Source organism: Pseudoalteromonas sp. US3C1004 (genome assembly GCF_048401065.1).
GTDB classification, from domain to species: domain Bacteria; phylum Pseudomonadota; class Gammaproteobacteria; order Enterobacterales; family Alteromonadaceae; genus Pseudoalteromonas; species Pseudoalteromonas undina.
The window spans coordinates 769,856-793,813 of sequence record NZ_CP183073.1 but is presented as its reverse complement, the minus strand read 5'-3'; the positions used below and the strand labels follow the sequence as shown (position 1 = coordinate 793,813).

Here is a 23,958-nt window from a genome sequence, read left to right as displayed (position 1 = left end):
GTAAAATGTCAGCATTAAAGTAATAGTAGTTTAGTCGCTTGTAAAGCGCCCAAAAAAGTTCGTTATTTGCATGGTCAACATTTAACATTAAGTAAAGTTAAGAAAGCGTGATCACATTCTGCTTTTTACTCTATTAGTGGCAACGCTATTGGCAGGATCGTCTGGCCAAAAATGTTTGGGGTAGCGCCCTTTCATCTCTTTTTGTACCTCGCGGTAACTACTATTCCAAAAATGTGCTAAGTCTTGAGTTAACTGTAGTGAACGCTTGCCTGGAGATAACAACTCCATTAGCAGTGTTAATTTACCGTTAGCTAACATAGGCGTGCTGGTTAAACCATATACTTCTTGCATGCGCACACTAAGCTTGGCAGGTCCATCAAGTTGGTATTCAATTTTTATGTTAGAGCCACTTGGTACTGTTAGCCGCAGTGGGAGTAAAGATTTTAGCTCGCTTTGCTGTTGCCAATTAAAACTGTTTTGTAGTGCCTCAAAATAATTAAACTTTTTAAGTTGCTCAAGGGTTTTAATATCTTCAAGGTATACCCCTAACCAATCACCTGCTGTTTCAATGAGCTGCTGCTGACTAATAATAGGAAACTGTTCTGGCATCAATTTGCTAGCTAGGCACATTCTAATAAGCAGTTGCTCACTTTCTTTTTGCTCGTTAAACAGTGAAAAGCCCTGTTTGGCAAACAAACTAAGCCATGCCTTGGCCCGTTCTGTTTTATCAAGCTTATGTTTACTTGGTTGGCTACTAAGGGTAATTTCCCCAAGTTTTACTTCATCTTGATGAATAAACCGAGCGGCTTTTTCATCAAACTCGCAGCGGGTCAACTCAGTGAATAAATGCGGTAAATACTCTTTAAGCGCTAATGGATTTAGCGCCGTGGCTGCAAAAACTCGCCCGCCTTTATGCCCGCCCATACTGGCAATAGCTATATATTCGTCATTATGCCAGTAGTCAGGGTTTAGCTCAGCCCCTGCGCCATTTGCTAATAAGTAGCCATTGCCGCGTTTTTTAGCAATCCGATCTGGATAGCCAAGCGATACTAATAAGCTTAAATATTCAGTGTTTAAATCTGTGCGGCTATCGGTAAATTTTAAGCGTTTTAACCAATAATTTAATTGCTGCTTAAATACCGGATGTGGTCGTTGTTGTTGACTATGCAATGCTAGGTTGAGCTCATTGGCAGTGCTAACTCGGCTTTCTAGTAAGGCCACTAAATAAATAGCTAAGCGATAAATCCCACTTAACTGTGGTTCTAACATTTGCGCTTTTAATAACATATGCGCTAAGCGAATATCGGCACCAAAGCCCAACATTTTACTACCCAGCGTGGTGAGCTTACCGTTACTATCTATGGCTTCAAGCATAGATAATAAATTAGTAGCTTGGCTGCATTGTTGTTCACTCGGCGGGTCAAGTAAGGTGAGTTCACTAATGCTTGCGCCCCACTGCTTTGCCTCAAGCATCAGTTGGCTAATATCTGAGGTAAGAATATCAGGGTTATCGTGGCTGTTTCGCCTCTCAAAAGTTTGTTTTGAACCTAATCGATACACAACCCCTGGCTCTATTCTTCCTGCACGCCCTGCGCGTTGTACTGCCGATGAACGCGATATACTTTGCGTAGTGAGCTCAGTGACACCGGTTTTTAAATTAAAGCTGGCTGCACGGCGCTTGCCGCTATCAACCACAATTCTAATACCTTCAATGGTTAAACTTGTTTCGGCAACATTGGTCGTTAATACTACTTTTCGCATCCCTTGAGGCGCAGGTGAAATTGCAGCTTGTTGATTAGCTTTATCTTGTTCGCCAAATAATGTGGCAACAATACAATTACTGGGCAAATCGATCAACGCTTGCTGCACTCGCAGTATTTCACGCTGGCCGGGTAAAAATACCAGCGCACTGCCTGTTTGCTCATTGAGTGCTTGTTTTATTATTGGTGGAATAGCATCAAGCCAGCGGCTTTCATCTTTTATTGGGCAATATATTTCGTCAATGGGGTAACTTCGCCCGTTTGATTGAATTACTGGGCAATTAAAAAACCCAGTGTAGCGTTCGCTATCAAGGGTGGCCGACATCAACATAATGGTTAAATCTTCACGCAGTGCCGCTTGCGATTCTAAAGCAAAAGCCAGAGCGGTATCTGCTGCGATGGAACGCTCATGAAACTCATCAAAAATAAGTAAATCAACATCACTAAGCTCAGGATCATTTTGTAACATGCGCGTAAGCATGCCTTCGGTAACTATTTCAAGGCGAGTTTGTGTGCTGACTTTACTTTCACCTCGCACCCGTAAACCGACACTTTGCCCTAGCGTTTCGTTTTGGCAGTGCGCTAAATAGTTAGCAATATTTCTTGCTGCTAAGCGCCGCGGCTCTAACATGACGATGCGCTTATAATGTCCATCGCGCATAAGCTGTAATGGCAACCATGTTGATTTACCAGCACCAGGCGGCGCTTGCAGTAAGGTGATTGGGTTGGCTTTTAAAGCATCAATGAGTGAAGTATATATTTCTTGAACCGGCAGCACGCTATTTACCCTAAATTACTTTGCCGCCATTGTAGCAAAAATTAGTAGTTATTTATGCAGAGTACGACTATGTGCTTGGCTGATCATTTCGTCTAACGTTTTAGCCTCTTGCTGCTGCGCTTTATTTTGATCAGCACGATGCCTATTACTCACTATTCCTTCTATGCCTTTGGTGAAGCTCATTTGCTTAAAACAAGCTTGCTGCTGACGTAATTCATCTTGCTGTGAATCATCAATACGCGCTTGTTGCTGCGTCGATAAGCCAGACAAAATACGCTTCATCCCTGATAAATTTTGTAAGCTCAGCGCCGAGCTCATTTGCTGGTTTTTATCCATACTGTTTATGTGCTGCTGAAGTTGCGATAAACGTTGCTGCTCTAGGTTACTTCTTTGTTGTAACTGAGTTTGCTCGGCCAGCATTTTATCTAATTTTTGTTGTTGTAATCCTAAAAATTTATTAAGCATTCAGTTTACCCATCACTGCATTTAATTGAGTTATTGACTGTGAAAAATCCACTTGTTCGTTCAACCCTTGGCATAGAAATGATTCGATTTGTGGATACAAATTTACCGCACTGTCGAGTTCCGGATCTTTACCTGCCTGATACGCCCCTAAAGGAATAAGCTCATGCACTTGCATGTAGCGGCTATAAATTTTTTTCAATTTATAACAAAAACTTAGCTGCTCATCACTTACTATATTTGGCATTACTCGGCTAATCGATGAACCAATATTAATGGCCGGATAGTGGCCCTTTTCTGCTAAGGTGCGATCCAATACTATATGGCCATCAAGAATTGCTCTGGCATTATCGGCTATTGGATCTTGTTGATCGTCGCCTTCAGCTAATACTGTATAAATGGCGGTCATGCTGCCTTTGCTTTTTTCACTATTACCGGAACTCTCAACCAGCTGGGTTAATTTACTAAATACCGATGGCGGGTATCCTTTGGATGCAGGCAGCTCACCTACCGATAAGCCAATTTCTCGCTGTGCTTGCGCATAGCGGGTTAATGAGTCCATCAACAGCAATACATTTGAATTTTTATCTCTAAAATAAGCCGCCAATTTATGGCTAAGCTCGGCCGCTTTAATACGCAATAAGGGAGAATCGTCTGCTGGGGATGCTATTACGATGGCTTTTTTTAAGCCTTCTTTACCTAGGCTTTGCTCAATAAAATCTTTTACTTCCCAACCACGCTCACCGACAAGGCTTACAATAACCACATCGGCAGAGGTAAAGCGGGTCATCATGCCAAGCAACTTACTTTTACCTACACCCGAACCTGCAAATAGCCCTAAACGCTGGCCTTTTCCCACACTAAATAAGCTATTAATAGCGCGAATACCCACATCTAACGGCTCGATAACGCCTTTGCGCTCCAGCGGTGTTAAAGAATAATCGTTACCCAATTTACTGGCGCTTTTTGTGCTGTCTTGTTCAAGTGGGCCTAAGTTATCAATCGGCTGCATTTGCGCATCAAGCACACGCCCTAATAACTTTTCTGAAATAGCCACATGGTTGTTTTTTATAACTGGCCTAACGCGTCCACCTGAATATAAATTTTGTATTTTTTTCAGGGGCATTAAATAGGCTTCATCTTGATTAAAGCCTACGACTTCAGCGTCATACCAGTGACCATCAACACTTTCTACTTGGTATTTTTCACCCATAGCAAATTGCCCACCGGTAGCGGTAAGCGTTAAACCATTTACTCGCGTTAAGCGGCCATAACTTTTAACTAATTCAGGCGAGGTTATCGCTTTCAGCGCAGACTTTAAGCTGGTATGTAAAGGGTTAGTCATGCGGCTGTGCTTTTAAAATTTCAGGTATCACTTCATCCAGTAGGCTTTGTAATCGCTCTGAAAAAGAAAACCGATGTGTTTGTTGCTCTGCCACCAGTTCAACATCTCCACTGATCAGAGCTTCGTCAAAATAAACCGGCACTAAAAACTCAGCTAAACGTGCATCATTAAAGCAGTGGCGATCAGCCCCTGAGAACATAACTTTTGTTACTACATCGCGATTGCTAAGCAAGGTAATGGCTTTTTCAATAAGCTGCGCGCGTATTTCGGGGCGTACTTTTAGCTCGCAGTCAATAACGTGCTCAGCCAAGGTACTTATCATTAAGGCAAGGTCTTGTTTGAACTCATCATTAAAGTTAAGTAGCTCATTATTAGCTTTATCAAATAAAGTGTTAAAACGTTCAATAAGCTGTGTTTTTTGCGCCTCGAGGCGCTCAGAAACACGCAACTCTATTTGTTGCTCCATTTGCTGCTCTAATTCGCTTTGCTTATCGGCAGCACCTTGCTCAAGCCCTTTTTCAAATCCCTGCTGCCAACCAACACGCTGAGCAGCATCTAAACGCTCTTGCAGCGTTTGATGTTGCTCATTTTTATTTAAAGTGGGAAACCTAAATGCTTGACTCATAGTTAGCCTGCGGTCTCTTCTTCAAATAAGCGATATTCAATATCACCTTGTTTGCTCATGTCTCTAACTATCGACATAATTTCTTTTCTGGCGGCAATCACTTTGCTCAGTGGTTGCGCGCTTAAACCATCAATTTGCTGCTGGTACACTTGCGCTAAACGTTTAGGTAGTGCACCTAAAACACGCGCTAAAAACTCGCTGTTTACACCCTTTAACGACATAGTCCATAACTCATCAGGAATGTCATTAAGCAACAAGGTTAGTGTCTCGTCTGTTTGCTTGATTAAGCCATCAAAGTCGTACATTTTCTCTTGTATTTCATCAGCTACGTTAGTGTTATGTTTTTTCATTAGTTCGATAATTTGGCTCTTATTACCGTTGTAACGATTCATAATTTCTACCGCTTTATCGACACCATTCACTTGTGCGCCTACTTGGCGGCCAACAAACTCAATACACGACTCAAGCGTTAAGCGCACATCATCAATAACGTGTTCGCTCACTTCACGAAGACTGGCAATTCGATACAGTAAATCATCATGCTTCGATTCTGGAAACAGTACAATAATGGCTGAGGCTTGCTCTGGGGGTAAAAAGGCCAAAAACAGCGCTTGCATTTGCACATGTTCCTGATCTAAAAAACGTACTATAAGCTCTGGCGGGATCCACTCTAAACGACGTAAATCGTCATTCATTGCACCACCATAAATATCATCAAGCATAGTTTTGGCAAGCTTACGGCCGACGGCTTTATCAAGTGCTCGCTCTAAATACACACGCGACGCGCCATTGACACCACTTTCATTGCGGTAGCAATCAAAAAATTCACTCAAGGTGCCTGCAACATCCTGTTGAGTAACGTTTGAAATTTTAGCCATGCGCTCAGAAATAGCCTGTACTTCACGGCGGCCTAATTTACGAATAACACTGGCGGCATTTTCCTCGCCCATACTTAGCAATAAAATAGCGGCGCGATCTAACGCCGGTAATTGTGAGCCTTTATCAAGCTTTTCTTGATTCAATTTCAACTCCTTGTTCTACCCAATATTTTATTACCGACGTGACACGCTCGGTTTCTTTATTAGCAAGTAACTGCATGTGCGCTATTTGTTCTTCAAAGTCATTGCCTATTTGCGGTAATGACATATTTTGATGTTCACTTGCGCCCTCTTTGGCGGTTAAGTTTTCTATTTGCGATTTAGCATTAATGGCGTCATCAAGCGGACTGCTTTGTCTTTCTGTTGCAGAGGCTGATTTAACCTCATTATCAGCGGTTGCCATGGCGTTGTTTGCTTCGTTACTTTTACCTTTTATCAAGTGATTAACTAAAGGACGCACACCAAATAAAATCAGTAATAAACTAATTAAAGTACCAACAATATAACGGGCATACTCTTTAAGCTCGGGCATTTGCCACCACTCAAGGCCTTCACCCGGTGCTAAAATCTTTTGCTCTACAAAGGCAAAGCTAGTGATGTTAAATTGATCGCCGCGTGCGTCGTTAAACCCCGTGGCCTTTTTTACCATTTCACCTAATGAAGCGAGCTTTGCTTCGCTCCAGCCATCAGCTGTTCCAGCAACTTGCTCATTAATAAGTACCGATAAGCTCATGTTTTTAATGCGGCCTACTTCAAATTGGGTATGAGTTACCGAGCGACCATTTTCAAACTGTCGCTTACTCTCATTTCGTTGTGAAGTACGCTCGTTGTTTTCATCTTCAGCTTGTTCATTAGGCACTGGTGGCTCATTAGCTAAAGAGCCAGGAATGCCCGCCGCCAGTTGATCTAAGGTGCTATCTGATTTAATAAATTCTTGAGTTAATACATTTTGTGGGTCAACCATTTCACGTGTTTCTTCAACCACACTAAAATCAACATCACTAGAAACCTGAATTCTAAAATTACCTTCACCCAAAATTGGCAACAACATAATAGAGGCGCGTTGCTCTATGTTGCGCTCAACTTTTTCAATAAAGGCGAGCTTTTTATCGGTTTCTTTGCCTACTGGGGTGGTATCAAATAAGTCGCCGCTGAGTAATTTACCACGCTGATCCACCACCGACACAGAACGAGAATCAAGCCCAGGCACACTGCCAATAATCAGTGCAATAATGGCTTCCACTTGCTCTGGTTTAAGTTCGTGTCCTGGCGCTAAATCAACCATCACAGACGCTGCGGTTTTTTGCTCAGTACGCCCTACAAATAAGCTGCGCTTAGGGACTGCCAAGTGCACCCGCGCATTACGTATGCCTTGCATGTTAATAATGGTGCGTGCCAACTCACCTTCTAAGGCATGCTGGTATTGCATAGATTCGATAAATTGACTGGTGCCCATAGACACTTTGTCGCTAATATTCTCAATACCCTCAGGCATAGAGGCTTTTATTCCTCTCGCCGCCAGCGTGATTCGCGCATCAGCCAATTTTTCTTGCGGCACTAAAATATTACCGCTATCGGTATCGATGCGGAACGTGATTTGTTCTTTATCTAAAATTTCTAAAATATTGGCTTTATCGTAGCTTTCTTGATTACCGTAAAGCGGTACGTAGTTTTTAGCCGAGGTCCATAAAATAAGGACTATAGTAGCCGCTACTAATGTCGCTAGTAGAGCAATGGTCGCGACACTTCTGTCACCTGAGTTGCCGAAGTTTAATTTGTTGGAGAGATTAACCACTCTTTCTTTTAGGTTGCTCTCATTTTGCTCAGGTACTTTTGCTAATTCTCCTTTCATATTAGCCTCTACAGTGACATGCGCATGACATCATCAATGCCATTGAGCACTTTATTGCGCATTTCCATCAGCATAGAAAAACTAAGCCCCGCTTTTTGACTGGCGATCATCGCACCTACCACATCTTCACTTTCACCAGTATCAACGGCTTTAACCATTTCACCGGCAATATTTTGTTGGGCGTTGATAGAGCGAATAACATGCTTAAAGTCTTCACTAATATTTACATTTTGATTACTGATAGCAGCCGGCTCTATGCTCTCTGGACCTGCAATTTTTTGCATGTCCATCATTTTGCCCAGCATCATTTGTTGACTTTCAATTGGCGACATTCTTTTTTTCCTTCAAATTATGCAATTGCATCAATATCAATACCGCATTCACGCATAGCGGCAATTTTGTATCTTAATGCTCGGGTAGTTACGCCAAGCGCCTGTGCTGTTTGAGTACGATGACCTTTAAACCGACTCAATAAACTGTATATATAATCAAACTCCGCCTGCTTTTTATTCTCCTTTAACTGCGTGGCACAAAAAGCCGCCGCTGCAGGTGAACATTGCGGTAAATTTAAATCTTCAACCTGAATTTCAACGCCTCTGGCCATCACTAAAGCTCGTTGGATTACGTTTTCAATTTCTCGTACATTGCCCGGCCAGTTGTAACAAAGCATCACATCTTCGGCTTGCTTGCTAATATGAAACTCAGAGTTGCCGTATTTTTTTATAAAGTGATGAGCCAATGGGATGATGTCATCAACACGATCCCGAAGTGCAGGCCAACTAAGCGGTAATACATCTAAACGGTAAAATAAGTCTTCACGAAAAGCGCCTTGCTCAACTTGTTCACGCAATATGCGGTTAGAGGCGGCAATAATGCGTATATCTAATTTTATTTTTTGATGACTACCGAGTCTTTCAACTTCGCGCTCTTGCAATACCCGCAGTAATTTAGCTTGTAAATCCAATGGCAGCTCAGTAATTTCATCCAGTAAAATAGTACCGCCATTGGCCAGTTCAAATTTTCCCGGCTGAGCATTTACCGCACCGGTGAATGCCCCCTTATTAAATCCAAATAACATGGCTTCGAGCATATTTTCTGGTATTGCAGCACAGTTAACTGCAATAAATGGCTTATCTTTACGGTCTGAGGATTTATGAATAAAGTGCGCTAACTTCTCTTTACCTGTTCCCGATTCGCCGGTAATTAACACCCCTGCCGATGTTTGGGCAGCTCGATTAGCTAAACGCAGTACTTGTTGTGACTTAGTTGAAACAGCGATTAAATCCTCAAACCCATGCTTCATTGAATCAGTGTTTCTGATTGTTTTTTTAAGCTGCTCAGCAAAGAAAGGTTTTAATAAGTAATCAACAGCGCCACCGTTATTAATAGTTTTTGAAGCAATTTCACTTTGTGAAGAATCGACTAACGTCACAATTTGCGAAGTGGGGCATGTTTTACGCAGTAATTTTACTAATTCAACCAGTTCGAGTTGTTGAGTATCTGCATCAACAAACACAAGCTCTGGCTTACTTATAAGGCAGTGGCTAACCGCATCGCTGATGGAATTTGTATGCAGAAACTTAAAGTTTTCGGCAAATACAACTTGCTGAATCTCAGGCGTTGGCTGCTGCTCACTGATCCATAAAAGGTATCTTTGACTCATATTTTTCCTTTGCAGTGCAATTAACTTGAGTGTCGGAAAAGACGAACTAAAACACGGCGATTAGACGATGCGCCCTGCTCCGAGTTTTTTATAATGGGATAACGTTGACCATGCGCTCTTACTTCTAACATGTCTTTGGGTAAGCCAAATTCAATGAGTCTGGCAGCTACGTCATCTGCTCTTTCTTTTGAAAGCAACCGATTTGACAGCGGCGAGCCCGTATTATCTGTGTGGCCATCAACTAGCACTTTACTTACGCGACTGTCTAAAGAAATGTAACGCACTAAATCTTTTAAAAATTTAAGATCTTTAGCCGTTGTTACTGTGCGCTGCCCACTGGCAAACTGTAATTGATGATCGCGTGCTTGCTCCCAAGAAAGCGGCGATAAATTAGCTAAACACTGTTGATAATCGGCAACTATTTCATCGCTATGGGTATTAGTAAAGGTCAGGCGAAGTTGTTCATCACCAAAGCTTACTAGCGTGTCTAACCAACCGCCTTGTTTAATCACACGAAGTAATGCGGTCATATCGGCAGAAAATTGCACCTTGTTATCTTCGACATTGGAGGATACAAAGTTCACGGCAGTAAGAATGGTATCTGCAGATTGCCAATCTGCTTTACGAGATAAAACGTGTAAACCTACTATTGGTTTATCTTGTAAAAGCCAAGTAAATTCCAATTGTTGTGTTTTTGCTGGGAGGGTTTTTACTTCAAGTAGCGCATAATTATCAAAGCGCTGTTTGAGTGAACACGCAAACGGGTTGCTACTTACTGACCAAATAGAGTTTTCGTAGTTTTGCACCAGATTTTGCTCTGATGTGTGCCCCTGCGAGGACATAAACACAGCACAGGGCAATGCAAATTTAATCAGCTGAGTTAATCTATTCATGTATATTCCGTATAAAGTTAAATAGAACAATTAAGTTTTTTAAATCAATAGCGAAATACAACAAATACAAACACAGTATTAATGAATATCACTAAGTTAATGTAACCCCACGATCGTAGCGATAGCCTTAGACTGGGAGCTTTGCGTCCTATGCTTTCGCATAGTTTGCCATTTAATTTACTTAAGCATTATTTTAAACCAATATAAAAACTAGTAACTATGTACAATAAAAACAACAGACTATAGTTAAATATCATTAAATGCAAATATTACTATATAAAATTCATAGCCAGTTCATTTTATGATCATTTTACAGTCATTCATCCCAACGAACCGAGTATATCTACCCGAATGGTATCTGGAATTTCATTATAAGAAAGAACAACTAAGCTACCCTTAGTAAAGGTTTTTGCGTAACGAGCTAATAGCGGCCGAAGCTGCGGCACCACGATTAATGTAGGCGTTACCCCTCTCGATTTCATGTCTTCGACTATCATCGGCATTGTGCGTTGAAATTGCCCTAGTAAATTAGGGTCTACCGCAAAACTATCTAGTACAACTTTGCCAGCCTGCATAGCTTGATCAAGTGAGCTTTGTAAGGTGCTTTCTAGTTTTTCATCTAAGCTATAGGCACTGAGTTCATCACGATTACCCATCACCTGTTTTACCAATACTTTTTGCAGTGCGCAGCGTACATCTGAAACCAGTAAAATCGGATCTTTAGTTACCTCAACACTGTCTATTAATGTGCCGGCGATAGTGACTATGTCTTTAATACTTATGTGTTCTTTTAGTAGTAAACGAATCACTTTTAACTGTAAATTAGTCGGTAATGCTTTTTCGAAGGTTTCGGCTAAGCTAGGTGAGATTTCTTTTAGTCGCTCATTAAGCTTTTGTACGTCTTCATAACTAAATAACTCATCTAAATGTTCTTTGATCACTTTGCCGGTATGAGTAGCAATAATGGTGCCTAAATCAACCACTGAGTAACCCATATTCAATGCTTGGGTTTTACTGTTATCTTTTATCCAAACAGCCTCAAGCCCATAAGCAGGATCAGTGGTTAATTCACCATCTAAGCTGCCGTATACATCGCCGGTGTTTAACGCGAGTAGTTCTTTGGCGTTTACATTAGCACTTGCAACAGGCACACCGGCTAAGTTTACTTTGTATTCTTGTGGATTTAATTTTAGGTTATCTTTTATTCTGATCTCCGGTAATAAAAATCCAAGTTGCTCAGAAAGATTTTTACGCACACCTCTTAAGGTTTTTACCAGCTCTTCCCCTTTGTCTTTATCGGCTAAATAAACCAAACGAAAGCCAAGCTCAACCGACAACTTATCAACATGAGAAATATCTCCCCATTCTAAGTTAGCCTGTTGCTCACTTAAAATAGTGTCGGTCATTTGTTCGGCTTCAATTAAAGAGTTATCGGGGAGAGAGCGTTGTAATCGCCAAGCAACATAAAATAATGGCGCGGCAAACCCTAAAAAGGCGACAGTGGGCATCCCAGGCACAATACCAAGCGTAACCATAATTAAAGCAGCAGTAAAAATAACACGTGGAGAGGCAAGTAACTGCTTACCTACTGCTTCACTTACATCGCCTTCATCGTTCATACGCGTAACAATAATTGCAGCAGCAACCGCGAGTAATAACGAAGGAATTTGCGCAACTAAGCCATCACCTATGGTTAACAGTGCAAAACGCTGAAACGCTTCGGCTAAGCTTAAACCATGTTGAAAAGCACCTATTGAAACACCGCCCAACAGGTTGATCACTAATATAATTAAGCCAGCTATAGCATCACCGCGTACAAACTTAGATGCACCATCCATAGAGCCATAAAAATCGGCTTCTTGGGCTATAGTACTGCGTCGCTCTTTTGCTTGCTCAGGGCCAATTAATCCGGCATTTAAATCCGCGTCAATTGCCATTTGTTTACCGGGCATGGCGTCTAGAGTAAAGCGTGCAGCCACCTCAGAAATACGCTCACCGCCTTTGGTAATAACCACAAAGTTAATCACCATTAAAATAACAAACACCACAATACCAACGACGTAGTTACCGCCTATAACCACTTCACCAAACGCTTGAATAACGCGACCTGCCACATCTGAGCCTTCATGGCCATGCAGTAATACCACACGTGTTGAAGCAATGTTTAGGGTTAAACGCATCAAGGTGGCGACTAACAAAATAGTCGGAAATACAGAAAAATCGAGCGGCTTTTTAGTAGACACAGCGACTAACAATACAATCACTGACAATACAATGTTAAAGGTAAACAATGCATCTAATAGCCATCCTGGTAATGGCAAAATAACCATCGACAAAACAGCTAACAGCAAAATAGGAATAGCGGTATAAGGTTGAGTAAAACTGCGCCAGTTCAAATTATAACTCCAACATCTAAGGTTTCTGTAAGTTTTTAGGGATTGTTAATTCAGGTAAGGCTGCGGGTGCTTGCCCACGTCCTTGCTTATATGCTTTTAGTTGCAATACATAGGTCAGTACATAGGCAACGGCGCTGTAAAGGCCGTTGGGCACTTCTTGGTCGACCCGGGTCGAAAAATAAATAGCCCGTGCTAATGCAGGGATTTCTATTATTTCTTTGTTATTCATACGGGCCACTTCGCGAATTCTCAGCGCCATTTCATCTACGCCTTTAGCAACAACATAAGGGGCTTTAGCCGCTTCTTCACTGTATTTTATTGCCACAGCATAATGAGTAGGATTGGTCACTATCACATCGGCAGTGGGTACACGCTCTTCAATTTTTCTATTCGATTGCTGATATTGTATTTGCCTAATTTTATTTTTTATCTCAGGGCTACCGTCTGAAGATTTACGCTCTTCTTTTACTTCTTGGTGGGTCATTTTTATTTTATCGGCAATCTGTTTTTGCTGAAAAGGCACATCAATAACCGCAATAAAAAGCAGCAAAGTTACGGTGATCATTAACGATAAAAATAACAACTCAATGCCTTGGCCTATCGCCACTTTTATATCTAAGTTTTGTAACATCATCAGCTGCATCCACAGCTTAGTTAAAAAGGTATATAAGCAAATCGCCAGTAAGGTTATTTTTAGTATTGATTTAAGTAGCTCAACTAACGACTGTTTACCAAACATTTTGCCTAACCCGGTTAGTGGGTTGAGCTTACTCATTTTTAGCGCCAAAAGCTTTTTTGAAAACACAAACCCGCCAGGTAAACACCCAGTGATCCACATTGCGCAAAAGCTTAATAATAAAAACGGCGTAAGGGTGGATAGCATATTCATAATGGCGTCGCCCAACGCGATAGGCATCATTTTTTTATTATTTATAATCGTATGATCCAGCACCATAGTGCTGTTCATTAAGTTAACAAATAAGCTGTAAAATAAATTGGCAAACCACAATAGCCCAGCAATACTGACCATGAGTAAAATAGCGGTATTGAGTTCTTTTGAGCGCGCGACTTGGCCGTCTTCTTTGGCTTTTTTTAATCGCTTCTCTGTGGGTTGTTCTGTTTTTTCTTGCGAGCTATTTTCAGACATACCGCTACCTCATCGCTTGTGCAAAGGTTGTTAGCACATGATACGTTAGCCTTGAAAACGCACTTCCTGTGTACTCTAGGGTCATAAATACGCAGAAAAACCCCATCAATAGCGACATAGGGAAACCCAGCACAAAAATATTTAATGACGGCGCCGCCCTACTTGCTACACCAAAGGTTAAGTTAACCAATAACATGGCGACTATCCCTGGTAGCGACAGCAATAAAGCAGAGGAAAACATCCACGCAAACAACATAATAATTGCCTGAATATCAAACTCATAAATACTGCGACCAATCGGAAAGCTATGAAAGCTCTCTGCCATAACTTGTAGAGTTATTAAGTGACCATCTGCGGCAAAAAACAGTAATGCACACATAATCCAAAATAACTGTCCCAATAATGCCACTTGGTTACCACTACCGGGGTCCATAACAAGCGCCATTGATAAACCCATCTGCATGGATAAGATCAGCCCTATCATTGCCATTACTTCAAACAAAATACGCAGCGATAACCCCATCATTACCCCAAAAATAATTTGCTCGAAGGTTAAGATGGCGGCATCTAAAGAAAACAAGTCAATAGCAGGTGCAAGTGGTAACTGCGGAGCAACTAAAAAAGCCAACATCATAGACACTAAAATACGAGAGCGCGGCGTTACTGCCGGATTGTCAAATACCGGCATAGACCATAAAAGTGCAGAAAAACGTACAAATGGCCACCAAAGCGTGCCCATCCAGCTGACTAAGTCAGTAGACGTTAAAGCAAGTAATGAGCTCAACCAAATACTCCAGGTAACATAAATTTGAGCTTATCAAACCAATCAATCAAAATTTGTAGCATCCAATGCCCCGCAAACACCACCATTAATAAGGTTAATAACATACGTGGTAAGAACGTTAGGGTTTGCTCTTGAATAGAAGTAGCCCCTTGAATAATGGCCACCACAATACCTAGTATTAAACCCGGCACAATTAAGACTAAAATCAGTTTTATGATGGTATAAACCGCGCTTGAAATAAGCTCTACCGACATTTCTGGGGTCATGGTGACATTCCAAATGTTGCTGCCAGCGTACCTGCTATCATTGACCAGCCATCGGCAAGTACAAACACCATTAACTTAAACGGTAAGCTAATGATCAGCGGTGATAGCATCATCATACCCATAGACATCAGCACACTACTGACAACTAAATCTATAATTAAAAAAGGAATAAACAACATAAAGCCAATTTGAAAAGCGGTAGTAAGCTCACTTAGTACAAAGGCAGGCATTAATACTTCAAACGGAATCTCTTGCGCGGTGAGTGTGGTTGGCTCATTGGCAATTAATAACACTTGGCGTAATTCACTTTCGCGAGTTTGCCTAAGCATAAAAGCACGCAAAGGCTTTTCTGCGGTGAGTAAAGCTTCTTCTAACCCTATGGTTTGCTGCTGAAAAGGCGTATATGCATTTTGGTAAATATCCTGCCAAACAGGTCGCATAATCAACATGGTGAGCATCAGTGAGATGCCAATTAAAATTTTATTCGGTGGGCTTTGTTGTAATCCCATAGCTTGGCGCAAAATTGCCAATACAATGATGATTCTGGTAAACGACGTTAAAACCATCAATAGCGCAGGCAATAAACTCAATACCGTCATTAGCAAAAGTATTTGCAATTTAACGCTATAGTCTTGCCCGTCGGCCGTATCTTTTAGAGAAAACAGCGTAAGTTCTTCTGCATTTAGCCAGCTTGGTAAAAACAACATGATCAACAATAGGCTAACTTTAAAAATTACGCGTTTATTCATTTGTTTATTGATCCTTTACGGTATCTGTTTGAGCAAATTTCAAACCATACTGCCCTTCAACCATTACCACTTCTGCTTTAGCAAAAAATACCCCATTCACTTTTACATCAAGCGCTTCACCGGCTACTTTGTCTAGCTTAAGCACATCGCCTTCTTTGGCTTGGCTAAGCTCGCCTAAAGTAATTTCAGTACTTGCTACTTCAAGAGTGACGAGTAGAGGAACATCTTGAAAAAATGACATATTTCCTTCGTTAGTTTTATTAGCAGATTTATCATCAAATCCATCAAAAGCATCAAGCTCTAAGCCCGCCAAGGCGCTATCAAGGTTCTCGTTCATAATTTAGTTACTCGTTGTATTGTTTGATAATTGTGTGATTTGAAATGCTAAGCCAGTCTCTTGCTCAACGACTTGGCCTTTAAATATTTGTTTATGGCCTAGGTTAAATAGTGCAGCTTCATTAAGTTCAATTGGTAATACACCGCCGGCCACACAAGCTTTTAATTGCTTTAAAGTGACTTTTTTCTTCGCCATTTCAATCTGACCTTGCACCGCAAACTGTGCCCACATATCAGTATTGAGAGTGTCACTATTTGCAGAATCTTGCTCGCTATCAGCTGCGCAAAAAAAGCTAATTGGCAGCCATAAAAACCAACTTATTACTTGGTTTTCTAATATAAACCGCACTTTAAAGGCTAAATATTGTAATGCTTCAGGTAAGGCATGAGACTTTTGTATCTCACCTAATAACGCTGAGCGTTCTCTAAATAATAAGCCTTGAATGCCCTGCACTTGGCGCTGTAGTAAACGACCACAAATACGGCTTTCTGTTGAGCTTAATTCGTTATTCACCTCATCAGAGACTTGCTCTGTGCTGTTCACATTATTAAATTGCCCACCTAAGCATAAATCAGCTGTTTTATATGCACTTTGATAATCAAGCGCTAAATAGGCCTCACCTTGAGTAGGGGCAAATAAAGGGCAGGCAAGAAATATCCTTGAGGATTCTTTAAACCAACTGCTAATAACCGAATGCGAACAAGGCGAAATTTCTACATCAAAACGGCTGTCGTTAAATAATTGGGCTAGCTCTAACTCCAAAGTTTTACGAATATTAACGTTTATATGCGCTGCTTTTTGTTGTGCTTGTTCATATGCTCTTTGCTCAAGCGTGAGTGCAAATGGCGTAATATGCTCAGAATCTTTCGCTTTAATTAACTTTGTTTTAGCGTTTAACGTTTTACTCATACCACTGTTTTTCCTGATTCATTTATATTCAGCTTATGTTCGTTTTTTTGCTTTTTTCAATTGGGCTTGTAGCTGTAAACGATTAACTATATCGCTGCGTAAGCGCTCATTTTTGCTTATCCACTCAACCCCTAAAAACATTAATTTTTCACTCACTGCACGGCGATACATCACCTTGCCTGCCAATCGATTAGTTTTATCAAACACCACAATAATTTTATTGGGGATCGTCTTTTCAGCAGGCACTAATAACCCCACACCGCCCACGCTAATATCTTTTGCCACACCATGGCATAGTGAAATATCAATAAAACAACGGCGTAATAACTGCACGCCTACTCCGCCAAGCTGAACTGACTCAGGCTCGTAATTATCTTTAAGGTTTAAGTTCCATCTTTTGTAACTTCGTTTAGTGTCTGGTTGGTTACTCATAATTCTCTTCAAGACGTAGCACGGGTTTGTTAGCCGTTGCCGCACCAGCCGCTTTTTTTATCGGATTGTTAATGTTGCTATCATCAAATAATTGGTTAAATTTATCCTGCGCATCTTTAGTTAAGATGAGCAGTTCAACACGTCTGTTTTCACTGGCTTTTTTATCTTCTTTATTAATTGGCCGATTTGATGAAAACGCATTTACTTGAAGCACCTGACTTGATGGCATTCCGCCCATGGTCATTATTTTTCTTGCTTGCTGCGCTCTATCGCCAGAAATGTCCCAATTACGAGAGCTGCCATCAACAAATAAGCTGGCATCGCTGTGCCCAGAAATAATGATTTTGTTATTAATGTCTTTAACTAATCCGCCAAGGTATAGAAACAGATCTTCAAAAAATGGAGTCATTTGCGACTTTGAGCGTTCAAACATTTGGTGGTGCTTGTCGTCTCTAATGATCACTCTGAGCCCCAAGGGCACTTCTTCAACTAGTAAGTTATTTTTTAGTAACTCTTCTTTACTGAGTTCATCAATACTTTCCAGTAATAAGCTCAGCTCAGATGAAGCTTCAAATTGGCTATCAATCGCTGAATTTAACTTCTCGCCTTGCCCTGCTTTAGGCTCAACGGTGCCATCGGGCACTTGTAATACTTCACTCATTCCAGGTTTTGGAGAGTCCGGAGGCGTAATTCCCGACTCTAAGTGCTTAATTACAGAAGGAGATCCCCCTAAATCAACGGGGAATGGGCTGTTTTGAGGATCAAAAATAGCGGGGCCACCATCAAAAATTGAGTGAGTTCGCATATAGTGTGCTATTTCTTCACGCTCAGATTCATTGGTGATTGCCATGATCCACATCACCATAAAAAACGCCATCATCGCCAAAGTAAAATCGGCAAAGGCAACCTTCCAAGCACCACCATGAGGCTTTTCGGTTGCTCTTCTACGAGAGCGTTTGATGACGATTTCTTGATTTTTGTTTTCCATCATTAAGCCGCCTTGTTAGTGATCCACTCTTCCATGGTGGTAAAGGTCGGTTTAATTTCTTCATTAATTAATTTTCGGCCTGAATCAGTCGCCACAATAGGCACATGCCCTTTAGCATGCGCCACTAACATGGCACGCACACATTCAAACATCGCCACTTGTTTTTTTACATACTGCTCCATCGCTGAGGCAAGGGGTGCAATTAAACAGTAACAAGCAAAAATACCAATAAAAGTACCCACCAACGCCGCTGCTACATGGTAGCCAATTTCACTTAAAGGTCCATCAAGATGCTGCATGGTAATAATAATGCCGCCAACCGCTGCTAAAATACCAAAACCTGGCATAGCTTCAGCTATATTAGCAAGTGAATGAGAAGGTTTAAGACGTTGCTCTTCAATGGTATAAATCTCTTGCTCTAACATGGCATCAAAGTCATGAGAGTTTATTTTTCCCATACTAAATAAACGTAAGTTATCGCAAATAAAAGTAACTAGCTGTGGGAACTCATACACTTTAGGGTAGGCAAGAAAAATAGAACTGGTTTCTGGGTTTTCAACATGCTCATCTAATCCTTTAATGCCTTTCACTCTGGCTAAGTCTAATAAAGAGTAAATAACGAGTAGTAAGTCATGGTACAGCTCAGACGTATCGGTTCCTTTACCACTAATAAATTGATACTTTAATTGCGATAGCATTTCTGTCAGTACATACTTTGAATTACCCACAATTAGCGCCCCTAAACCTGCGCCAAAAATAATTAAAAACTCGTATGGCTGCCACATAGTGGCAATGTTGCCGCCCGCAAACGCAAAACCACCTAATACTGTTGCAAGTACTACTATTAACCCTATAACTCTTTGCATTCTTTATTCCTTAGGTATTAGATTTTTTGAAGCGCTTGTGTAAGCGCTTCAAGTGCTTGTTTATGAAGTTGGCAAACACGTGCCTCGGTTAAATCGAGCGTTAACGCTATTTCTTTCATATTCATTTCGTGCATGTAATATAATTGCAAGAGCAGCTTTTCTCGGGTATTCAGTTTGCTCATCGCCACTTTTAGCATGGCTGCTGTCTCTTCTTTGTCGTGTGTATGTGCAGAGGTGAGCGCTAAATTAGGGTTAGCTTCCAATAGCGCTTCAAGGCTATCAAATGCTTCGGCTTGCTCACTGTAATGCAGTTGAATAAGCTCTTTATGGTTAATTCCTAACACCTCACACATTTCGGTGTCTGTTGCATCACGACCGAGCTTTTTTTGCAGTGAACGGCTCATATCACGAAGCTGATGAGACTGCTGCCTTAACTGTCGTGGGCGCCAATCAACACGCCTAAATTCATCTAACATAGCGCCACGAATACGCTTAAACGCAAATGCAGCAAACTTCTCATCTAAATCCCGACCATAGCGACGAATAGACGACAGCAGCGCAATAATGCCTATTTGATAAATATCATCATTATCGACAATAACGCCCACTTGAGTGCGCATGTGCGCAGCCGCTCGATTCACCAAAAAAGCGTACTGCGATAATAGTTGCGTCTCTTTTTGTGGCGTTAAGGTGACTGGTGGTTCTGTTATTAACTCGCCCCACTCTTCTTGCAGCATCATAGCGATGGCCTATTGAATGAAGACATTCGTAATAAGTACGTTATCCAATCGAACAGATACCGTATTCGCTAACACTAAATTAAACTGCTCTAGTAAGTTTTTTTGTACCGCATCTATATCTTTAAAAGCCGCTTTTGCTTGGCTATGACTCATATTGGCAAACTGTTTTACCAGTACATTTCTTACAAGCGGCTCCATCGCCTCTGTGCCTGTATTGTATACAGATGGTGAAGTAACAAGTACCAAGTCGAGTACTAAATAGCGGGCAATTGAGTCCTCTGATACGCTTATAATAAAGCGCTCCATTTCGTGGTATTCAACTTTTGTTATATCTGCTTGCGGACCTTCTTTTGATGAGTCACTGTCGTTAAAAAACTGTCCCGCAAAAAATGCAGCCGCAATAAGTGCAATTACAGTTAGGGCTATTATTATTTTTTTCACTTTTATCTCTCTTAATCCAAGGTAGTTATACTAATAAATCCAACCAATCTAATGGTGACTTAGGTGTGCGAGTGCTGTTGTCATCATCCATTGAAGGCATCTCGGTATGATTATTTGCAATGTCGCTATTGTCGCTTTGCTGTTGAGATTGCTGCTGTTTATCACTCAAATTAACATCCACTGTACTGTTTGAGTTTTGCGACAAAGACTGACGTAACTGCTCTAGAGTTTGCGCTATGGCATCTCTAACCTGCGCATTACTCGTAGTTAAACTGACTGAGGTTTTATCCCCTTCAATATTGATAGATATTTCAATACTGCCTAGGTTTGGAGGATCTAATCTAATTTGCGCACGCTGAAGTTGCTGGCCTATTTGCAGCTTTACCTTATCGCCAAGTACATGCAATAAACGCTGCCCCCATTCACTGGGAGCCTCTTTTAATTTCTCTTTTTGCCATTCAAAGCTCTCTGTCGTAGGTGCGGCAGATGAAAAAGCATTCACTAATGCTGATTTTTGATTGCTGCCTTCACGAGATTCAACGTTGAGAAGTTTCGATTGCGTGTTTTGTGTCAGTGCAGCAAGCTCGAGCTTACTGAGCCCAATACTCGGTTGTGCAGCTAGCTGCTCATTGGTTGGGCTACTTGATTGCGCGTGTCCATAAGTATTCAACACTACCGAAGGTTGATTTAATCGATTCAAAAGCGCTTGCGAATACAATGTTTGTGGTGCTTTGGCTAAATCGAGTGTATTTAATTCTTTATTAACGGGTGTATTCGCTGGCGCTACATTTATAGCTGCAGCAGGCACAGTTAAAACATCACTATGCACTGTCATATTTTGTACAGACGCAGTTTTAGCTGACTCTTGAGTTATAATGCCTTCTTCGTGCAGAGTCTCTAAAGGCTTACTCTTTAACTGCTCATCAATAACAAGTTGTGCTGGTGGTGTTTCCACTGCTGCAGTGCCGTTATCAAGATCAAGGTTACTATTTGAGTTGAGTAAATTTGTGACAGGCGCGTTTATTTTATTGCTATCAAGATTATAATTTGCAGTGTTTAAAAAGTACGGATTTATTATTTCTTGTGTTTCTGTAATGGCATCTTCTTGCGCTAGTTGTTCTGAACTTTCTTGAGGTTGTTCACCTTGCACATTTTGCTGTTTTGTTTGCTGTTGCTTTGAAGAAAGCGTAAACGGCTCAAGCTCGCTCTGTTGTTCTTGCGCATCTGCAGGTGTACTGCTCTTTAAGATGGTTGGTTTATTAGTGGCACTGCCAAAGTCAGTCTTTGTCGCCATAGTATTTGCTTGGATACTCACAGTGACTGTCCTTGTTGTACTTTTTTATACGCAATTAAACCTTCTTTATCTTCCTGGTGGCGCTGCATTTGTACTTTAATGGCCGCTTGTTTTTGGCTCACTAGGTCGATTAAGTCAACGTAACGTGCTTTTAAGTTATTTTGTTCAGCCTTCATTGAACTAAAGCAAGGCATATTTTGCAGCTCATTATAAAATGCAAGCAGCTGCTTATCGGCTGATTTAACCTCATACCAATTACTCTCATGGATAGCATCTTCCATGGTGCTAAGTAATTGTTCCATTTTTTGCGCTGCGTATTTTTGAGAGTGTTCCATTAGCAATACTAAATTCATTATAAGTTCATGTTTCATTTAGCAATAAACAAGCCAACTTTAAGCTACTGTTTTATAACAAAAAATAAAATAAAAACCCAAAAAGCGGAAGCGGAACTTCCACATCGGAAGGAAGTGATATTTTATTAATAATGAATTGAATAATTATTTAGGCAGTGGGGGGAGATATAAAAAAGCCGTGTTGAAAATGAAAAAACCAGCTATTGGTAGCTGGTTTAGATTTGTTTATTGTGTACCTAAGCCTTGCCACCCTTCTTGCAGGTTGGTCATCACTACACGGGTGGAGTCAATATAGCTCAAGTCATTTTTTATACTGGCTTGCAATAATGCTTGCCCACAATGCTGATAAAGGTTTTGCATGTTTTGCGCTACTTCACCGCCTTTTTCAAGATCTAATGAGGCCTCAAGCCCGCCTAAAATGCGCATTAGCTTTTCAATACTTTCGGCTTTTTTATCGTATCTTTTTTGTTTTATGTGGCCTGTGACTTTTTCAAGCTCATCTGAAAAACCATCAAATAACATCAATACTAATTTATGAATATCGGCACTGGCCGCTTTTGCATCTACTGATGTACTTTTATAGGCTGAAAAGCCATCATTTAAATCTAACATCTATGTTTAGCTCCCAAATTGACCCATTGTAGATTCTAATTGTGCAATAGTCTGTTGCATTTGTGTAAACTGCGACAAGTAGCGTTGGTACACTTGCTCCATAGACACTTCATGATCTTTTTGTTGCCTAACTACAATATCTAAACTAGATTGTAGTGTATTTTTTTTATCGGTCATCAAACCATAGCTTTTAGTATAGGGCTCTACTCGCGCTTCTAACTTGGCCATTAAGCCATTCTCACCCGTCAACATGCTAGTTAACTGCTCTGGATTGGTAGCCATGGCTTCTTCAAGCTTTTTACTATCTATTTTTAAGTTACCGCTACGATCAAACTCAATACCCACAGAGAACAGGGTTTTACCTTCAAATGTTCCTTGAAAGTCATTACGTAAAGAACGCGCGAGTCCTGCCGATAAGCTATCTCTTTTTAAAGACTCATTAGAGGTAATGCTCTTGGTTAAACCATTGAAGGCATTAATAAAATTTTGAATATTTTCTTTAGAGCTTTCTTGGTCTTGGCTAATCGATATATGAATTGGCTGATCGCCCAGCGGCTGCGCCTTCGTTAAATCAATCGTTACCCCATCAATAACCGTATCGAGTTTATTACTGCTTGAGGTGATTGTAAGTGCTGAATTAGTCCCAAGCTTGACAATCGCATCTTGCGCTAAGGTTAAATCTTGTTTGTTTGTTATGGCATTGGTGATATCACTACTATTGGCATCCGTACCTTCAGTAAAGCTTACCCCCACCTGATTAGCAACACCCGACTCAGCACTGGTTAAAGTTAAAAAGGTTTCTGTGCCAGAGCGCACAACAGAGGCTTTAACACCGCTATTATCAACATGTGAGTTGATGGCATTAACAACATCAGTTAGTGATGCATCGGCGCCAAGGCTTGCAAAGTCAACACTAAACGCACTGCCTGCCAAATCAATACTTAACTCACCATCAGTGGGTAGCGCTTTAGCCGGATCAAAACTCAATGCCACTTGGTGTGCTTGTGCTAATTGCTCCACAAATACATCATACTCACCACTGGCTGCCGTGCCATTAGCATTAACAGTTAACGACGAAGCGTCACTAGCTGTAACGGTATTAGCAAACAAACTACTGGTATCTTTTAAGTTCGCTTTTAAATCATCAAAAAAGCTTGATAAGTTACTTTTTAAACCGTCAAATGCTTTAATTTTATTGCTAAAATCACTACTTTTAGAATTTAAGAGCTGATCTTTTGAAGCTCGCTCAATTTGTGTATATTGACTGGCTAGTTGACCAGGATTAATTCCTAATGCAGCACTCATTTTTATTCTCCAAGCATTTTAGTTATAAGCAAAAAAATCTAAGATAAATATTTTTACTTATGACTATAAACAATAATAGCTAC

Annotated in this window: 25 protein-coding genes and 1 riboswitch; all 25 genes read right to left on the bottom strand. The window is 40.9% G+C overall.

Going from position 1 to position 23,958, the window contains the following annotated elements; all coding sequences use genetic code 11:
* Nucleotides 1-111 precede the first annotated feature (111 nt).
* Nucleotides 112-2,538 (bottom strand): ATP-dependent helicase HrpB, encoded by a 2,427-nt coding sequence (gene hrpB / locus ACNSN3_RS03700; protein ID WP_418608599.1) that lies wholly within the window; start codon nucleotides 2,536-2,538, stop codon nucleotides 112-114.
* A gap of 48 nt (nucleotides 2,539-2,586) precedes the next feature.
* Nucleotides 2,587-3,003, bottom strand: coding sequence for a hypothetical protein (locus ACNSN3_RS03695; protein ID WP_010391201.1), 417 nt, complete (start codon nucleotides 3,001-3,003; stop codon nucleotides 2,587-2,589).
* Nucleotides 2,996-4,345, bottom strand: coding sequence for a FliI/YscN family ATPase (locus tag ACNSN3_RS03690; protein ID WP_418608598.1), 1,350 nt, complete (start codon nucleotides 4,343-4,345; stop codon nucleotides 2,996-2,998). Before ACNSN3_RS03690 ends, ACNSN3_RS03695 begins: the two co-directional genes overlap by 8 nt.
* On the bottom strand, nucleotides 4,338-4,970 hold the full coding sequence (locus ACNSN3_RS03685; protein ID WP_418608597.1) for a FliH/SctL family protein: 633 nt from the start codon (nucleotides 4,968-4,970) through the stop codon (nucleotides 4,338-4,340). The genes ACNSN3_RS03690 and ACNSN3_RS03685 overlap by 8 nt, the downstream gene beginning before the upstream one ends.
* Before the next feature lie 2 nt (nucleotides 4,971-4,972).
* Nucleotides 4,973-5,992, bottom strand: coding sequence for a FliG C-terminal domain-containing protein (locus ACNSN3_RS03680; protein ID WP_010391197.1), 1,020 nt, complete (start codon nucleotides 5,990-5,992; stop codon nucleotides 4,973-4,975).
* Nucleotides 5,973-7,700 carry a flagellar basal-body MS-ring/collar protein FliF gene (fliF, locus tag ACNSN3_RS03675; protein WP_418608596.1) on the bottom strand — a complete coding sequence of 576 codons (1,728 nt, stop codon included), beginning with the start codon at nucleotides 7,698-7,700 and terminating at the stop codon, nucleotides 5,973-5,975. The genes ACNSN3_RS03680 and fliF overlap by 20 nt, the downstream gene beginning before the upstream one ends.
* Nucleotides 7,701-7,708: 8 nt before the next feature.
* A complete protein-coding gene (locus ACNSN3_RS03670; protein WP_010391195.1) occupies nucleotides 7,709-8,032 on the bottom strand; it encodes a flagellar hook-basal body complex protein FliE in 324 nt (107 codons plus the stop codon).
* Nucleotides 8,033-8,049: 17 nt separating this feature from the next.
* Nucleotides 8,050-9,363: a sigma-54-dependent transcriptional regulator gene (locus ACNSN3_RS03665; protein WP_138607590.1), complete on the bottom strand. Its 1,314-nt coding sequence runs from the start codon at nucleotides 9,361-9,363 to the stop codon at nucleotides 8,050-8,052.
* Between the two features lie 20 nt (nucleotides 9,364-9,383).
* On the bottom strand, nucleotides 9,384-10,256 hold the full coding sequence (locus ACNSN3_RS03660) for an OmpA family protein (protein ID WP_418608595.1): 873 nt from the start codon (nucleotides 10,254-10,256) through the stop codon (nucleotides 9,384-9,386).
* A 97-nt stretch (nucleotides 10,257-10,353) separates the two neighbouring features.
* Nucleotides 10,354-10,436: riboswitch (cyclic di-GMP riboswitch) on the bottom strand.
* Between the two features lie 140 nt (nucleotides 10,437-10,576).
* The gene (gene flhA / locus ACNSN3_RS03655) at nucleotides 10,577-12,652 is read right to left on the bottom strand and encodes a flagellar biosynthesis protein FlhA (RefSeq protein WP_418608594.1); all 2,076 of its coding nucleotides are present in this window, start codon (nucleotides 12,650-12,652) and stop codon (nucleotides 10,577-10,579) included.
* A 16-nt stretch (nucleotides 12,653-12,668) separates the two neighbouring features.
* Nucleotides 12,669-13,799 (bottom strand): flagellar biosynthesis protein FlhB, encoded by a 1,131-nt coding sequence (gene flhB, locus ACNSN3_RS03650; protein WP_418608593.1) that lies wholly within the window; start codon nucleotides 13,797-13,799, stop codon nucleotides 12,669-12,671.
* A gap of 4 nt (nucleotides 13,800-13,803) precedes the next feature.
* Nucleotides 13,804-14,583, bottom strand: coding sequence for a flagellar biosynthetic protein FliR (gene fliR / locus ACNSN3_RS03645; RefSeq protein WP_418608592.1), 780 nt, complete (start codon nucleotides 14,581-14,583; stop codon nucleotides 13,804-13,806).
* Entirely contained in the window at nucleotides 14,580-14,849 is a 270-nt protein-coding gene (locus ACNSN3_RS03640) for a flagellar biosynthetic protein FliQ (protein WP_010391187.1), read from the bottom strand. Before ACNSN3_RS03640 ends, fliR begins: the two co-directional genes overlap by 4 nt.
* Nucleotides 14,846-15,598, bottom strand: a complete 753-nt coding sequence (gene fliP, locus ACNSN3_RS03635) for a flagellar type III secretion system pore protein FliP (protein WP_075170636.1) — start codon at nucleotides 15,596-15,598, stop codon at nucleotides 14,846-14,848. The genes ACNSN3_RS03640 and fliP overlap by 4 nt, the downstream gene beginning before the upstream one ends.
* A gap of 4 nt (nucleotides 15,599-15,602) precedes the next feature.
* Complete coding sequence (locus tag ACNSN3_RS03630; RefSeq protein ID WP_418608591.1) at nucleotides 15,603-15,935, bottom strand: FliM/FliN family flagellar motor switch protein; 333 nt, start codon at nucleotides 15,933-15,935, stop codon at nucleotides 15,603-15,605.
* Between the two features lie 3 nt (nucleotides 15,936-15,938).
* Nucleotides 15,939-16,844, bottom strand: a complete 906-nt coding sequence (locus tag ACNSN3_RS03625) for a FliM/FliN family flagellar motor switch protein (RefSeq protein ID WP_138569976.1) — start codon at nucleotides 16,842-16,844, stop codon at nucleotides 15,939-15,941.
* Between the two features lie 33 nt (nucleotides 16,845-16,877).
* Entirely contained in the window at nucleotides 16,878-17,276 is a 399-nt protein-coding gene (locus tag ACNSN3_RS03620) for a PilZ domain-containing protein (RefSeq protein WP_010391182.1), read from the bottom strand.
* Nucleotides 17,269-18,267, bottom strand: coding sequence for a flagellar motor protein MotB (locus ACNSN3_RS03615; RefSeq protein ID WP_418608590.1), 999 nt, complete (start codon nucleotides 18,265-18,267; stop codon nucleotides 17,269-17,271). Before ACNSN3_RS03615 ends, ACNSN3_RS03620 begins: the two co-directional genes overlap by 8 nt.
* Nucleotides 18,267-19,130, bottom strand: coding sequence for a flagellar motor stator protein MotA (gene motA, locus ACNSN3_RS03610; RefSeq protein WP_010391179.1), 864 nt, complete (start codon nucleotides 19,128-19,130; stop codon nucleotides 18,267-18,269). The genes ACNSN3_RS03615 and motA overlap by 1 nt, the downstream gene beginning before the upstream one ends.
* 17 nt (nucleotides 19,131-19,147) lie before the next feature.
* The gene (locus tag ACNSN3_RS03605; RefSeq protein ID WP_418608589.1) at nucleotides 19,148-19,870 is read right to left on the bottom strand and encodes a FliA/WhiG family RNA polymerase sigma factor; all 723 of its coding nucleotides are present in this window, start codon (nucleotides 19,868-19,870) and stop codon (nucleotides 19,148-19,150) included.
* A gap of 9 nt (nucleotides 19,871-19,879) precedes the next feature.
* Nucleotides 19,880-20,311: a flagellar basal body-associated FliL family protein gene (locus tag ACNSN3_RS03600; RefSeq protein ID WP_013464390.1), complete on the bottom strand. Its 432-nt coding sequence runs from the start codon at nucleotides 20,309-20,311 to the stop codon at nucleotides 19,880-19,882.
* A gap of 25 nt (nucleotides 20,312-20,336) precedes the next feature.
* On the bottom strand, nucleotides 20,337-21,626 hold the full coding sequence (locus ACNSN3_RS03595) for a flagellar hook-length control protein FliK (RefSeq protein WP_418608588.1): 1,290 nt from the start codon (nucleotides 21,624-21,626) through the stop codon (nucleotides 20,337-20,339).
* Nucleotides 21,623-21,940: a hypothetical protein gene (locus ACNSN3_RS03590; protein ID WP_235575561.1), complete on the bottom strand. Its 318-nt coding sequence runs from the start codon at nucleotides 21,938-21,940 to the stop codon at nucleotides 21,623-21,625. The genes ACNSN3_RS03595 and ACNSN3_RS03590 overlap by 4 nt, the downstream gene beginning before the upstream one ends.
* 243 nt (nucleotides 21,941-22,183) lie before the next feature.
* Nucleotides 22,184-22,570 (bottom strand): flagellar export chaperone FliS, encoded by a 387-nt coding sequence (gene fliS, locus ACNSN3_RS03585; protein ID WP_010391173.1) that lies wholly within the window; start codon nucleotides 22,568-22,570, stop codon nucleotides 22,184-22,186.
* Between the two features lie 6 nt (nucleotides 22,571-22,576).
* Nucleotides 22,577-23,875, bottom strand: a complete 1,299-nt coding sequence (fliD, locus tag ACNSN3_RS03580) for a flagellar filament capping protein FliD (protein WP_418608587.1) — start codon at nucleotides 23,873-23,875, stop codon at nucleotides 22,577-22,579.
* Nucleotides 23,876-23,958 lie beyond the last annotated feature (83 nt).

Bases quoted from the DNA above. Each gene is read 5' to 3' on its own strand.
- ACNSN3_RS03630 (WP_418608591.1), bottom strand. From the start codon at position 15,935: ATGAACGAGAACCTTGATAGCGCCTTGGCGGGCTTAGAGCTTGATGCT.
- motA (WP_010391179.1), bottom strand. From the start codon at position 19,130: ATGCAAAGAGTTATAGGGTTAATAGTAGTACTTGCAACAGTATTAGGT.
- ACNSN3_RS03640 (WP_010391187.1), bottom strand. From the start codon at position 14,849: ATGACCCCAGAAATGTCGGTAGAGCTTATTTCAAGCGCGGTTTATACC.
- ACNSN3_RS03615 (WP_418608590.1), bottom strand. From the start codon at position 18,267: ATGATGGAAAACAAAAATCAAGAAATCGTCATCAAACGCTCTCGTAGA.
- ACNSN3_RS03685 (WP_418608597.1), bottom strand. From the start codon at position 4,970: ATGAGTCAAGCATTTAGGTTTCCCACTTTAAATAAAAATGAGCAACAT.
- ACNSN3_RS03665 (WP_138607590.1), bottom strand. From the start codon at position 9,363: ATGAGTCAAAGATACCTTTTATGGATCAGTGAGCAGCAGCCAACGCCT.
- ACNSN3_RS03605 (WP_418608589.1), bottom strand. From the start codon at position 19,870: ATGATGCTGCAAGAAGAGTGGGGCGAGTTAATAACAGAACCACCAGTC.
- ACNSN3_RS03625 (WP_138569976.1), bottom strand. From the start codon at position 16,844: ATGAGTAAAACGTTAAACGCTAAAACAAAGTTAATTAAAGCGAAAGAT.
- fliS (WP_010391173.1), bottom strand. From the start codon at position 22,570: ATGTTAGATTTAAATGATGGCTTTTCAGCCTATAAAAGTACATCAGTA.
- ACNSN3_RS03695 (WP_010391201.1), bottom strand. From the start codon at position 3,003: ATGCTTAATAAATTTTTAGGATTACAACAACAAAAATTAGATAAAATG.
- ACNSN3_RS03670 (WP_010391195.1), bottom strand. From the start codon at position 8,032: ATGTCGCCAATTGAAAGTCAACAAATGATGCTGGGCAAAATGATGGAC.
- flhB (WP_418608593.1), bottom strand. From the start codon at position 13,799: ATGTCTGAAAATAGCTCGCAAGAAAAAACAGAACAACCCACAGAGAAG.
- ACNSN3_RS03620 (WP_010391182.1), bottom strand. From the start codon at position 17,276: ATGAGTAACCAACCAGACACTAAACGAAGTTACAAAAGATGGAACTTA.
- fliF (WP_418608596.1), bottom strand. From the start codon at position 7,700: ATGAAAGGAGAATTAGCAAAAGTACCTGAGCAAAATGAGAGCAACCTA.
- ACNSN3_RS03590 (WP_235575561.1), bottom strand. From the start codon at position 21,940: ATGGAACACTCTCAAAAATACGCAGCGCAAAAAATGGAACAATTACTT.
- fliP (WP_075170636.1), bottom strand. From the start codon at position 15,598: ATGAATAAACGCGTAATTTTTAAAGTTAGCCTATTGTTGATCATGTTG.
- ACNSN3_RS03690 (WP_418608598.1), bottom strand. From the start codon at position 4,345: ATGACTAACCCTTTACATACCAGCTTAAAGTCTGCGCTGAAAGCGATA.
- ACNSN3_RS03660 (WP_418608595.1), bottom strand. From the start codon at position 10,256: ATGAATAGATTAACTCAGCTGATTAAATTTGCATTGCCCTGTGCTGTG.
- fliD (WP_418608587.1), bottom strand. From the start codon at position 23,875: ATGAGTGCTGCATTAGGAATTAATCCTGGTCAACTAGCCAGTCAATAT.